This window comes from Acidovorax sp., assembly GCF_034519795.1.
Lineage (GTDB): Bacteria > Pseudomonadota > Gammaproteobacteria > Burkholderiales > Burkholderiaceae_C > Acidovorax.
On sequence record NZ_JAXHOB010000014.1, the window covers coordinates 201,816 to 214,759 of the forward strand.

The window sequence follows — 12,944 nt, forward strand, 5'->3', positions numbered from 1 at the left end:
GGTACCGCCCATGGAATCCCGCCCGCCCCTGCCCCCTTTCTCCCTGGAAACCGCCATCCAGAAAGTCCGCCTGGCCGAAGACGGCTGGAACTCCCGCGACCCGGCCCGCGTGGTGCTGGCCTACACCGAAGACACGCGCTGGCGCAACCGCGCCGAGTTTCCGGTCGGGCGTGCAGCCGCCCAGCAGCTCCTCGAACGCAAATGGGCGCGCGAGCTCGACTACCGGCTCATCAAGGAGATCTGGGCGTTCAGCTCGCACCGCATCGGGGTGCGCTTTGCCTACGAATGGCACGACGATGCCGGCAACTGGTACCGCAGCCACGGCAACGAGAACTGGGAGTTCAACGACGCCGGGCTGATGGCCGTGCGCCACGCCAGCATCAACGACCAGCCGATCAAGGCGGCGGACCGCCTGTTCCACTGGCCCCAGGGTCGGCGCCCGGACGACCATCCGGGTCTGACCGAATTGGGCCTTTGAGTCAGCGGCTCAGGCCGTCGATAGCCTGGAACATGGACTGCCGGGCCTGGCTCACGATCTGGCCCTTCCAGGCGTCGGTGTCGGTGTAGAAGGCTTCCAGCATTTGCGCCTTGATCTGCTTCGCCTGCTCGGCCGACGCATCCGGGTGCAGGTTGAGCCATTGCTCGGCGCGGATGGCGTTCATCACGTCGAGCACGGGCACCGTGCCGTATTCCATGGCGATGCCGGTGCTTTCGGCGTGCGGGCATTCGTCGTAGATCGCGTTCCACATCAGCCCGGTGAGGAAGGCCGAGGTCGAGGAGCCATCGTAGATCGAGGTCACCGGCGTGGCGCCGCCGCCATCCCACCAGGCGCGGGCACGGGCCACCGAGGCAGCGTCGTCCTTGCCCGCGTAGATGCGCTCGCCGTGGCCGTTCGGGCCCAGGCCGGTGTGCAGGTCGATCCAGGCGATCTGCGCCGCGCGGGCGCCGTGCTGGCGCAGCACCTGGCGCAGGGTGCGGTTGCTCCAGGTGGGCTCGGTGCCGCCAAAGAACAGGCCCTGCGGAAATTCATGCTGGCCGCGCGAGATCGCGGCCTGCCAGGCGCCCTCGCCCTTGGTGTCGATGTACCGCTGCACGGCCGCCAGGTTGTCGGCCGACGGCGGCCACTGTTCGGGCAGCAGCAGGGGCTGCACCTCGCGGTAGGCCTCGTTCACGGGCAGGGGCTTGGAAAAGTCCTGGAAGTTGCGGTTCAGGTCCACGTTCTCGTGCGTGAAGCGGCGCACGTGCGAAAAACCGTAGGGGTTGAGCGCATGGATGTAGAGCGTGGCCACGCCCGCGGCATGCGCCTTGTCGCGCCATTCCTGGTCATGCAGCGCAAACACCTGCACGCCAGTGCCGCAGTAGCCTTCCACGCCGTGGCAGGCGCTGCTCACGATGAGCAGCTTGGTCGCATCGGCCGGCCCGTCGCGCACCACGTCCATGGCCAGGTCTTCACCGTCGCGGCCCTTGAGCGGATGGGCATGCGACTCGATGGGCAGGCCGGCCGCCGCCGCGCCCTCCAGAAACTTCTTGCGGGCCTGGGCGTAGCTGGGCGAAAAGGCGTCGACGATGCCGATCATGGGCGGTTGCTTTCGTGGATGGGGTCGGTAGCAAAAGAAAGCCCGGGGCGCGCGAGGGCACCCGGGGCTTCAGGAAAGAGAGGACAACAGGGGTGTCAGGCCGTCGTGGGCTGCGCCAACCACTCCTCGGCCAGCTTGACCCAGTAGGTCGCGCCCAGCGGGATCAGGTCGTCGTTGAAGTCGTAGCTCGGGTTATGCAGCGTGCAGGGCCCGCCGCCATGGCCCATTTCGCGGTGCGCGCCGTCGCCGTTGGCGATGAAGCAGTAGGCGCCGGGCTTGGCCTGCAGCATGAAGGCGAAGTCTTCCGCGCCCATGGTGGGCTCCTGCACCAGCACATTGGCCTCGCCAACGATGCTCGCCATCACCTTGCGGGCGAAATCCGCTTCGGGCGCAGAGTTCACGGTGGGCGGGTAGTTGCGGTGGAAGTGGTATTCGCAGGTGGCGTCGTGCGCGGCGCAGGTGTGCTCGGCCACCTGCTTCATGCGCTTTTCGATCATGTCCAGCACCTCGATGGAGAAGGTGCGCACCGTGCCCTGCAGCTCGCAGCTGTCGGGCACCACGTTAGTGGCTTCGCCGGCGTGCACCATGGTCACCGAGATCACACCCGCATCCACCGGCTTCTTGTTGCGGCTGATGATGGTCTGGAAGGCCTGCACCATCTGGCAGGCGATCGGCACCGGGTCGATGCCGTTGTGCGGCAGCGCCGCGTGGCTGCCCTTGCCGCGGATGGTGATCTTGAACTCGTTGCTCGACGCCATCACCGGGCCGGGGCTCACGGCGAACTGGCCCACGGGCATGCCGGGCCAGTTGTGCATGCCGTACACGGCCTGCATGGGGAACTGCTCGAACAGGCCGTCGGTGATCATCTCGCGCGCGCCACCGCCGCCCTCTTCGGCCGGCTGGAAAATCAGGTACACGGTGCCGTCGAAATTGCGGTGCTTGGCGAAATGCTGCGCCGCCGCCAGCAGCATGGCCGTGTGGCCGTCGTGCCCGCAGGCGTGCATCTTGCCGGCATGCTTGCTGGCATGGGCGAAGGTGTTGAACTCCTGCATGGGCAGCGCGTCCATGTCGGCGCGCAGGCCAATGGCGCGGCCGCTGGCGCCCCCGTCGCGCCCCTTGACGATGCCGACCACGCCCGTGGTGCCCAGGCCGCGGTGGATGGGAATGCCCCACTCGGTGAGCTTGTTGGCCACCACGTCGGCCGTGCGCACCTCTTCGAAGCACAGCTCGGGGTGGGCGTGAATGTCCCGGCGCACCGCTGCAATACTGGCCGCCTGGGTGACGATGGAGTCGATAACGTTCATGATATGTGTCCTTACGATTTCACAGTCTAGCCCGAGAGCAACCTATGTGCCAACCCGGGTTATTCACCAATCCACGCCCATGATTTCCTCCCACGCCCTCGAACTTGCGCAGACCCTGGTGCGCATGAACACCGTCAGCCACAACTCCAATCTGGAGCTGATCCACTTCATCCGCGACCACCTGGGCCAACTGGGCGTGAAAAGCCGCCTGACCTACAACGCCGACAAGACCAAGGCCAACCTGTTCGCCACGCTGGGCGAGGGCAAGCCCGCCGGGGTGATCCTCTCGGGCCACACCGACACCGTGCCATGGGATGGCCAGGATTGGACGATGGACCCGCTGAGCGCCCTCGTCAAGGACGGCAATCTGTACGGCCGCGGCAGTGCCGACATGAAGGCCTTCATCGGCATCGCGGTGTCGCATGCCGAGCAGTTCCTGGCCAGCGACGCGCCGTTTGCCCTGCACTTTGCCTTCAGCTACGACGAGGAGGTGGGCTGCTTCGGCGTCAAGGAGCTGATCGCCGACCTGCGCGACGCCAGCATCCGCCCGCTGGCCTGCATCGTGGGCGAGCCCACGAGCATGGTGCCGGCCATCGCCCACAAGGGCGTGTACCGCTACAAGTGCTGCGTGCGCGGCAAGGAGGCACACTCCTCGCTCACGCCGCAATCGGTCAACGCCATCGAGATGGCAGCGCGTGTGGTGGGCCGGGTGCGCGACATGGCCGAGGGCTTCGAGCGCAGCGAGCCGCGCTTCGAGGGCTTCGACGTGCCGTTTTCCACCGCCAGCGTGGGCCAGTTCCATGGCGGCATTGCCGACAACGTGGTGCCGCGCGACGCCGAGTTCCGCTATGAATTCCGCGACCTGCCCACGGCCAACGCCGCCCAGATGCAGTCCGAGGTGCTGGCCTATGCGCGCTCGCTCGAACCCGCCATGCAGAAGGTGGCGCCGCAGACCGGTTTCAGCTTCGAGACGATCTGCGAGATCCCGAGCTTTCTGGGCAGCAAGGACGACGCAGTGACCCGCCTGGCGCAGGAGCTCAGCGGCGAAAAGGGCACCACGCTGGTGGCCTTCGGCACCGAGGCCGGGCTGTTCAAGAACGCCGGCATCCCCACGGTGGTGTGCGGCCCCGGCAGCATCCAGCAGGCGCACCAGCCCGACGAGTACGTGAGCCTGGAGCAACTGGGCCGCTGCGAGGCCTTCATGCAGGGGCTGGCACGCACCAAGGCCTTCGGCTGAAGCAGCAAGGCGGTCAGGTCCTCACGCGCCCATCACCGGTCAGCATCGACATTTCCACGAAATGCGATGCGGCATGGTCCGTGGCGCTGTACGACACCTGAAAGCCCGAGATGGCCTGCGAGCCCAGGCCTTCGAGCCCGGCAATCAGGCCATCGCGGGTGATCTTGCCGCTGCCATTGGCCTGGCGCAGGCCCTCGGCAAAGACGCGCGCAGCGACATAGCCTTCCATGCTGGAGTAGTTGGCCTGCACCTTGTCGCCACCCTTCTTGATGGCTTCGAGGAACTCGCGCGTGATCTGGCGCGAGGGCTGGTAGGGCGAGGGCATGACCTGCGAGACCACGACCCCGGCACCGTCCTTGCCCAGTTCGTCGGCCAGGGCCTGCGTGCCCACGAAGGACACGTTGTAGAACGTGCCGCCAAACCCCGCCTTGCGCGCGGCGCGCACGAAGGCGGCGCTGCCCGCATAGGCGGCGATCTGCACCACCGCGTCGGGCTTGGCGGCCACCAGCTTGTCCACCGCGGCCTTCACGTCCACCGAATTGCGCTCCACCGTGGCCGTGGCGGCGGGCGCCAGCTTCTGCTCGGTCAGCGCACGCACCACGCCGTCGAGCCCGGCCTTGCCGTAGGCATCGTTCTGGTAGAACACCGCGATCTTCTTGATCCCCAGGTTGGTGAGCTGGCGCACGATGAGCGCGGTTTCGTCGTAGTACGAGGCACGCACATGGAACACCAGCCGGTTGAACGGCTGGCGCAATGCCTCGGCCCCCGTGAAGGGGCCGAAGAACGGCACCTTCTCCTTGGTGAACAGCGGCAGCGCGGCCAGGCTGGTGGGGGTGCCGATGTAGCCGAACAGCGCAAACACATCGTCGGCCATGAGCTTTCTGGTGTTCTCGGCGCAGCGGTCGGGCTCGTAGCCATCGTCGAGCGTGCGGATCTCGATCTGCCGCTTGCCCACACCGCCCTGGGCATTGAGCTGGTCGAAGAACAGCTTGGCGCCCTGGTGGAACTGGATGCCCAGTTGCGCCGCCGGCCCGGTGAAGGCGGCCGACTGGCCCAGCACGATGCGCCCTTCGCCCTGCGCCCGAGCGGTCTGAAAGCCGGCGAGCGCTACGGCGCCCAAGCCTGCGGAAAATTGCCTGCGCCCCAATACAGCGTGGTTCATGGTGAAATCCCGGTTTGAAGAAAATCCAAGGGCTCTGTGCCTTTGATGCTCCCCGGAAGGCCCGCGCCACGAGCGCGTTCCCCCCAAGCCCTGCATGCCAGTTTAACGACCAGCCTTACAAATGCCCACGACTTCCGAAGCCGCCCCCACTGCGCCAGAGCCCATCGGGGTCCGCGGCGCCTGCCCCCACGACTGCCCCGACACCTGCGCGCTGATCACCACCGTGGTCGACGGCGTGGCCACGCGGGTCCAGGGCAACCCTGAACATGCGCACACCGACGGCGTGCTGTGCGCCAAGGTTTCGCGCTACACCGAGCGCAGCTACCACCCCGAGCGGGTGCTCACCCCGCTCAAGCGCAGCGGCCCCAAAGGCAGCGGGCAGTTCACCCCCGTCAGCTGGGACGAAGCCCTGGGCGACATCGCGCAGCGCCTGACGGCGATTGCAGCGCACGACCCCCAGGCCATCCTGCCCTACAGCTACGCCGGCACCATGGGCATGGTGCAGGGCGAGAGCATGGACCGGCGCTTCTTCCACCAGCTCGGTGCCTCGCTGCTGGACCGCACCATCTGCGCCTCGGCCGGCGCCGAGGCCCTGGTGCAGACCCTGGGCGGCAAGGTGGGCATGAAGGTGGAGTTCTTCGCCGAGGCGCAGCTGATCCTGATCTGGGGCAGCAACTCCATCGGCAGCAACCTGCACTTTTGGCGCTACGCCCAGCAGGCCAAGCGCAACGGCGCCCGGCTGGTGTGCATCGACCCGCGCAAGACCGAGACGGCCGACAAGTGCCACGAGCACATCGCCCTGCGCCCCGGCACCGATGCCGCGCTGGCCCTGGCGCTGATGCACGAACTGATCGCCCACGACTGGCTGGACCACGACTACATCGCCCGCTACACCCTGGGCTGGGAGGGCCTGCGCGAGCGCGCCCTGCAATGGCCGCCCGAGCGCGCGGCCGAGGTCTGCGGCGTGCCCGTGGAGCAGATCCGCCAACTGGCCCGCGACTACGGCACGACCCAACCCGCCGCCATCCGCCTGAACTACGGCATGCAGCGCGTGCGCGGCGGCGGCAATGCCGTGCGCGCCGTCACCTGCCTGCCCGCGCTCACGGGCGCCTGGCGCCACCGTGCGGGCGGCATGCTGCTGTCGAGCTCCGGCCAGTACCCGGTGCAGCGCGCCGTGCTGCAGCGCCCCGACCTGCTCGCGGGCCGCCAACCACGCACCATCAACATGTCCACCATCGGCGACGACCTGCTGCGCGCGGCCTCGCCGGCCTTCGGCCCGCAGGTGCAGGCCGTGGTGGTCTACAACAGCAACCCGGTGGCCGTGGCGCCCGAATCGGGCAAGGTGGTGCAGGGCTTTGCGCGCGAGGATCTGTTCACGGTGGTGCTGGAGCACTTTCACACCGACACGGCCGACTATGCAGACTACATCCTGCCGGCCACCACGCAGTTGGAGCACTGGGACGTGCACCTGTCCTACGGCCACACCGATGTGGTGCTCAACCGCCCGGCCATCGCGCCGCTGGGCCAGGCGCGCTCCAACGCGCAGATCTTCCGCGACCTGGCCGCCCGCATGGGCTACACCGACGCCTGCTTTGCCGACGACGACGCAACCCTGTGCCGCCAGGCCTTCGGCGATGCGGTGGACTTTGCGCTGCTCGAATCCCAGGGCTTCGCCACGCTGGCCATGCCCGATGCGCCGTTTGCCGAGGGGCAGTTCCCCTCCCCCTCGGGCAAGTGCGAGTTCTACAGCGCGCGCCTGGCAGCCCAGGGCCTGGACGGCCTGCCCGACCACCTGCCCAACTACGAGCTGCAGGGCAGCTCGGCCCAGTACCCGCTGGCCATGATCTCGCCGCCGGCGCGCAACTTCCTGAACTCCAGCTTCGTCAACGTGCAGAGCCTGCGCGACATCGAAGGCCAGCCGCTGCTTGAGATCCACCCCGACGACGCCGAAGCGCGCGGCATTGCCAACCACAGCATCGTGCGCGTGTTCAACGCCCGGGGCAGCTACCGCTGCCACGCCAGCGTGTCGCGCCGTGCCCGCCCCGGCGTGGTCAACGGCATGGGCATCTGGTGGCGCAAGCTGGGCCTGGACGGCACCAACGTGAACGAAATCACCAGCCAGGCCCTGACCGACCTGGGCCGCGCGCCCACCTTCTACGACTGCCTGGTCGAGGTGGAGGCCGTGGACGCAACAGCGGCCTGAGCCTTCAGCCCGCAGCCCCTGGCGCCAGCGCCAGGAAGTGGTGCACCACGGGCTTGCCGGGCCCCTGGTGAAAGCGCAGCGCCTGGGCCTGCAGGTCGGCATCGGCCTGGGAGACCCGATCGTGCTGGCGCAGGTGCTCGGCCCATGATTCGACCAGGAACCATTCGATCACGCGTTCCGGCTCGCCCGTGTGCTCGGCCACGCCCCAGGCATAGGCCCCGTCGCGCCAGCGCTCCGTGGCCACGAGTTGCATGGCGGCCAGAAAGGCCGGCCGGTCCTCCTTGCGGATGCGGTACTCCACCTGCACCATGACGGGGCCACGGTCATGCGCGACGGGCTCGGCCAGCAGGGGCTCGGGCCAGTGGCGCGAGGGCTGCAGGTCCGCCTCGCCCGCGGGCAGCTTCACGCGGTGGAACACGAAAGCCACCAGCACCAGCCCGGCCGCGCCGATGAGCAGCGTGGTGGCCAGGCCGGCCTGCCCCGCCACCAGGCCCCAGCCCAGGCTGCCGGCGGCCATGGCGCCGTTGAACACCATGAGGTAGATGGCCAGGCCACGCCCGCGCACCCAGTTGGGCAAGACGGCCTGGGCCACGCCGTTGAGCGTGGTGAGCGCGATGATCCAGCCCAGACCGAGCACCAGCATCAGCGCCACGGCGGCCCACTGCGGCGGCGCCAGGGTCAATGCGCCCATGACGAACGCCGTGAGCAGCGAGGCCGTGAGCACCAGGCCATCGGTATCGAGCCGGCGGCGCAGCCGGGGCAACAGAACAGCGCCGAGGATGGCACCCGCCCCCACGGCGCCCAGCAGCACGCCATAGAAGCCGGCCGAGCCGCCCAGCATGCGCCGGGCCACCAGCGGCAGCAGCGCCCACACGGAGCTCGCGAACAGAAAGAACACCGCCGCGCGCAGCAGCACCACGTGCAGCTCGCGGCTGGCACGGGCATAGCGCACGCCAGCGCGGAAGGCGCCGAAAAACTGTTCGTTGCGCCCCGTGTCCACGGCGGGCGGCCGGCGCCACCACAGCAATGCCGCGACCACGAACACATAGCTCAGCACGTCGAGGCCATAGGCCGCGGCCGCACCGAAGCTGGCCAGCAACAGGCCGCCCACCGCCGGGCCCACGGCGCGTGCGATGTTGATGCCCAGCGAGTTGAGCGCCACGGCGTTGCGCAGCTCGCTGCGCGGCACCAGCTCGGGCACGATGGACTGCCAGGTGGGCCCCATCAGGGCCGCGCCCACGCCGCCCAGGAAGGTCAGCGCGATCAGGTACTCCACCGTGAGGGTGTGGGTGTGGGCCAACAGCAGCAGGGCACCGCTGACTCCGGCCAGCAGAATCTGCACGCCGATCAGAAAGCGCCGGCGGTCCAGGATGTCCGAAAGCACGCCCGCCGGCAGCGCCAGCAGGAAGATCGGCAGCGTGGCCGCCGTCTGCACCAGCGCCACGGCGGTGGGGCTGGTGGACAGCTCGGTCACCATCCAGGCGCTGGCCACGTCGCGCATGAAGCTGCCGATGTTGCCCAGCACCGTGGCCGCCCAGAGCACCGCGAACACCGGCAGGCGCAACGGTGCGAAGCTGCCGGACTGCGCTGCGGGCACGGCCGCCGGCGCAGGGGTGTCAGGGTGATCGTGCTCGTGTTCATGCGCCATGCAGGCCTCCCAGGTCGTGCCAGGCCACGAGCACGAAACCGCCCGCCAGCCCCCAGTGTTCAAAGAATGCGTTGGCAGTGGCCCGGCGCTCTGCCGGTGCCGCCTGCCAGAAGCGGTCGGCCAGGAATGCTGCCAGCACCGTGAAGCCCGCGAGCGCCAACGCCCCGGCCCACCGATACCAGCCCGAGACCACCAGAGCCGAGGCCCCGATCTGCAGCGCGATGGTGGCAGCCGCCAGCGGCGCGGCCGGTGCCAGGCCGAAGTGCCGCATCTCGGCCACGGCGCCAGCGAAGTCGCGCGCCTTGGCGAGGCCACCCTGCAGGTAGGCTGCGCACAGGCACAGCAGTGCCAGCGACTGCACCCAAGGTGCGGTCGCTGCGCAATGGAGGGCCTCCAGCATCACACCGCCCAGCAGGCGCAACCGAGCGCGCCCCAGAAGCCCTTGAGGTCGGCAATCGGCAGCTGGCTGCTCCAGGCCGTGGCGTGCTGGTGGCCATGCACATTGCAATCGTTGGCGCAGGCACAGGCGGCCGCCGCGCGGCGCACCACAGCCTGCAGCGGCGCACCTTCCTGGTCGCCCCAACCGGCGTAGCCGCCGAAGGTGCGCACGGGCGACCAGTCGGGCATGGCCGGGGGTGGTGCGGCACCGTCGTGCGCGGCGAAGTCGCCCACGCCATAGACCACCTTGCCGCCCACCACGGTGAGCAGGGCCGTGGTGTCGGCGATGTCGGACTCGGGGCAGGCGAAGAAGTCGCGGTCGGGCACCACCAGATCGGCCAGCTGGCCCACCTCGATGCGGCCCTTCTTGCCTTCCTCGTTGGAAAACCAGGTCACGTTCTCGGTCCACATGCGCAGCGCGGCCTCGCGGTCCAGGCAGTTGCGCTGCGGGGTCAGTTGCAGGCCGCCCACCGTCTTGCCCGTGACCAGCCAGGACAGTGACACCCAGGGGTTGTATGAGGCCACGCGCGTGGCGTCGGTGCCGGCAGAGACCTTGACGCCCTTTTCGAGCATGCGCTTGACCGGCGGCGTGGCCTCGGCGGCGCCTGCGCCGTAACGCTCGACGAAATACTCGCCCTGGTAGGCCATGCGGTGCTGCACGGCCACACCGCCGCCCAGCGCGGCGATGCGGTCGATGGAGCGCTCCGAAATCGTCTCGGCATGGTCGAAGAACCAGTTCAGGCCTGCGAGCGGCGTGTCGCGGTTCACCTTCTCGAACACGTCGAGCGCGCGGGTGATGGTCTCGTCGTAGGTGGCATGCATGCGCCAAGGCCAGCGGTTCTGCGCGAGGATGCGCACCACGCCCTCCAGGTCGTCCTCCATCTCCGGGCCCATCTCGGGCCGGGGCTGGCGGAAGTCCTCGAAGTCGGCGGCTGAAAACACCAGCATCTCGCCAGCGCCGTTGTGGCGAAAGTAGTCCGTGCCCTGCTTGTACTGCGAGGTGGCGGTCCAGTGCAGGAAGTCCTCTTTCTCCTGTTTGGGCTTTTGCGTGAACAGGTTGTAGGCCAGGCGGATGGTGAGCTGGTCGGCATCGGCCAGCTCCTGTATCACCGCGTAGTCGTCGGGGTAGGCCTGAAAGCCCCCGCCCGCGTCGATGGCGCCCGTGACGCCCAGGCGGTTGAGCTCGCGCATGAAGTGGCGCGTGGAGTTGACCTGGTACTCGTGCGGCAGCTTGGGGCCCTTGGCCAGCGTGGCGTACAGGATGGCGGCATTGGGCTTGGCCAGCAGCAGGCCCGTGGGGTTGCCCGCGCTGTCGCGCACGATCTCGCCGCCCGGGGGCGCGGGCGTCTCGCGCGTGTAGCCCACGGCGCGCAGCGCGGCAGCATTGAGCAGGGCGCGGTCGTACAGGTGCAGGATGAACACCGGCGTATCGGGCGCCACGGCATTGAGCTCGGCAATGGTGGGCAGGCGCTTCTCGGCGAACTGGTGTTCGGTGAAGCCCCCCACCACGCGCACCCACTGCGGCGCGGGCGTCACCGCCACCTGGCGGCGCAGCATGGCCATGGCGTCGGCCAGGCTGCGCACGCCGTCCCAGCGCAGCTCCATGTTGAAGTTCAGGCCGCCGCGGATGATGTGCAGGTGGTTGTCGATGAGCCCAGGCAGGACCGAACGGCCCTGCAGGTCGATGACGCGCGTGCCGGGGCCGGCCAGCGGCAGGATCTCGCGGTCCGCGCCGACCTGGGTGAAGCGGCCGCCCGCGATGGCCACGGCGCTGGCCGTGGGCTGGGCCCGGTTGAGCGTGGTGAAGCGGCCGTGGTGCAGGATCAGGTCGGGCGTGCTGGTCTGGGCCATGGGAGGGGTTCCTTCAGAGGCGGGAGATGGCGAGGTGCCGCAGTATCGGGCACCCCTCGGGGCTGTTGGGTGACTCGGGGAAAGCGCAGCCCATCAACCTTCGTGCGCATTGAACATGCTTTTCGCGTAGGTGATGCCCAAGCCGTAGCCGCCGCCAAACTTCTTCGCAATGCCCGTCGTCATGTCATAGGTGTCGGTGCGGGCCCAGTCGCGTTGCAGTTCCAGCAGGTACTGCAGCGCGGTGATGGGCCGTGCGCCGGCCTGCACCATGCGCTCCATGGCGCGGTTGTGGGCCTCGGTGGAGATGTCGCCGCTGGCATCGGCGATCACGTAGACCTCGAAGCCCTGGTCCAGTGCCGACAGGGCCGGCCCGACGATGCACACGCTGGTCCACAGGCCGGCCAGCACGATGCGCGGCCTGCCGATGGCGTTGATGCGCTCGATCACAGCCACGTCCTCCCAGGTGTTCATGGAGGTGCGGTCCAGCAGCGCCTCGCCCGGGAACGGGGCCGTGACTTCCTCGAACATCGGGCCCGAGAAGCTCTTTTCGGCCACGGTGGTGAGGATGGTCGGCACCTTGAAGCCTGCTGCTGCGCTGGCCACCAGGCCGGCGTTGGAGCGCAGCGTGATCGCATCGATGGAGTGCGTGGCAAAGGCCATCTGCGACTGGAAGTCGATCATCACCAGGGTGTGGTCGTTCGGGGTCAGCAGCGTGGAACCGGCGGTGGGCTTGGCAATGGGCGTCATGGGAATCTCCTGAAAATTGAAAAAAACGTTGAAAAGGATCGAGCTCAGCGGGGCATCGCGGGCAGCTCATTGGGGCGCAGGTCGAACACCAGCACCTCGGCTTGCTCGCCATCGGCAAAGCGCAGCGCCTCGGGCTCGCGGATGCGGGCGCCGTCGCCTTCGGACAGGCGCTCGCCGTTGACCGTGAGGCTGCCGCGGGCCACATGCACATACACATGGCGGTCGGCACCCACATCCAGCGTGGCGGTCTCGTCGCCATCGAACAGGCCGGCATAGACCCGGGCGTCCTGGTTCACGGCCAGGGAGCCGTCCGTGCCTTCGGGCGAGATGATCTGGCGCAGCCGGCCGCGCTTGTCGGCCTCGCTGAAGTGCACCTGCTGGTAGCGGGGGGCGGCGCCACGCACGCCGGGCACGATCCAGATCTGCAGGAAGTGCACAGAGGTGTCGGCCGAATGGTTGAACTCGCTGTGCTCCACGCCGGTGCCGGCGCTCATCATCTGCACGTCGCCGGGGCGGATGACCGAGCCCGTGCCCATGGAGTCCTTGTGCTCCAGCGCGCCTTCAAGCACGTAGGAGAAGATTTCCATGTCGCGGTGGCCGTGGGTGCCAAAGCCCTTGGCAGGGGCCACGCGGTCGTCATTGATCACCAGCAGGTCCGAGAAGCCTTGCTGCTTAAGGTCACGGTAGTGGCCGAACGAGAAGGTGTGGCGCGAATGCAGCCAGCCGTGGTTGGCGTTGCCGCGTTGGTGGGCTTTGCGGATGTCGAGCATGGGGATG

General features: G+C 68.5%; 11 protein-coding genes. 3 read left to right on the plus strand and 8 right to left on the minus strand.

Translation table 11 applies throughout. The features are described from left to right. The first annotated feature begins 10 nt into the window (after positions 1-10). Positions 11-478, plus strand: coding sequence for a nuclear transport factor 2 family protein (locus U5N23_RS17630; protein ID WP_322594077.1), 468 nt, complete (start codon positions 11-13; stop codon positions 476-478). A 1-nt stretch (position 479) separates the two neighbouring features. Here the strand turns inward: U5N23_RS17630 and U5N23_RS17635 are convergent, their stop codons facing one another. Both U5N23_RS17635 and U5N23_RS17640 read right to left on the minus strand, forming a co-directional pair. Continuing rightward, positions 480-1,577, minus strand: a complete 1,098-nt coding sequence (locus U5N23_RS17635) for a M14 family metallopeptidase (protein WP_322594078.1) — start codon at positions 1,575-1,577, stop codon at positions 480-482. Between the two features lie 95 nt (positions 1,578-1,672). Continuing rightward, positions 1,673-2,881 (minus strand): M20 aminoacylase family protein, encoded by a 1,209-nt coding sequence (locus U5N23_RS17640; protein ID WP_322594079.1) that lies wholly within the window; start codon positions 2,879-2,881, stop codon positions 1,673-1,675. 79 nt (positions 2,882-2,960) lie between these two features. Between U5N23_RS17640 and argE the strand changes: the two genes are divergently transcribed. Then, the gene (argE, locus tag U5N23_RS17645; protein WP_322594080.1) at positions 2,961-4,118 is read left to right on the plus strand and encodes an acetylornithine deacetylase; all 1,158 of its coding nucleotides are present in this window, start codon (positions 2,961-2,963) and stop codon (positions 4,116-4,118) included. Positions 4,119-4,131: 13 nt separating this feature from the next. Here the strand turns inward: argE and U5N23_RS17650 are convergent, their stop codons facing one another. Next, positions 4,132-5,280, minus strand: coding sequence for an ABC transporter substrate-binding protein (locus U5N23_RS17650; RefSeq protein WP_322594081.1), 1,149 nt, complete (start codon positions 5,278-5,280; stop codon positions 4,132-4,134). 121 nt (positions 5,281-5,401) lie between these two features. On the opposite strand from U5N23_RS17650, the gene U5N23_RS17655 reads away from it, so the two are divergent. After that, positions 5,402-7,483: a molybdopterin oxidoreductase family protein gene (locus U5N23_RS17655; protein ID WP_322594082.1), complete on the plus strand. Its 2,082-nt coding sequence runs from the start codon at positions 5,402-5,404 to the stop codon at positions 7,481-7,483. A gap of 4 nt (positions 7,484-7,487) precedes the next feature. Here the strand turns inward: U5N23_RS17655 and U5N23_RS17660 are convergent, their stop codons facing one another. From U5N23_RS17660 to U5N23_RS17680, 5 genes are all read right to left on the minus strand, one after another. Further along, positions 7,488-9,131, minus strand: coding sequence for an MFS transporter (locus tag U5N23_RS17660; RefSeq protein WP_322594083.1), 1,644 nt, complete (start codon positions 9,129-9,131; stop codon positions 7,488-7,490). Further along, positions 9,121-9,531 carry a DoxX family protein gene (locus U5N23_RS17665; RefSeq protein WP_322594084.1) on the minus strand — a complete coding sequence of 137 codons (411 nt, stop codon included), beginning with the start codon at positions 9,529-9,531 and terminating at the stop codon, positions 9,121-9,123. Before U5N23_RS17665 ends, U5N23_RS17660 begins: the two co-directional genes overlap by 11 nt. Next, positions 9,531-11,420 carry an amidohydrolase gene (locus tag U5N23_RS17670; RefSeq protein ID WP_322594085.1) on the minus strand — a complete coding sequence of 630 codons (1,890 nt, stop codon included), beginning with the start codon at positions 11,418-11,420 and terminating at the stop codon, positions 9,531-9,533. The genes U5N23_RS17665 and U5N23_RS17670 overlap by 1 nt, the downstream gene beginning before the upstream one ends. 93 nt (positions 11,421-11,513) lie before the next feature. Further along, a complete protein-coding gene (locus U5N23_RS17675) occupies positions 11,514-12,167 on the minus strand; it encodes a hydrolase (RefSeq protein ID WP_322594086.1) in 654 nt (217 codons plus the stop codon). Positions 12,168-12,211: 44 nt separating this feature from the next. After that, a complete protein-coding gene (locus U5N23_RS17680) occupies positions 12,212-12,937 on the minus strand; it encodes a pirin family protein (RefSeq protein WP_322594087.1) in 726 nt (241 codons plus the stop codon). Positions 12,938-12,944 lie beyond the last annotated feature (7 nt).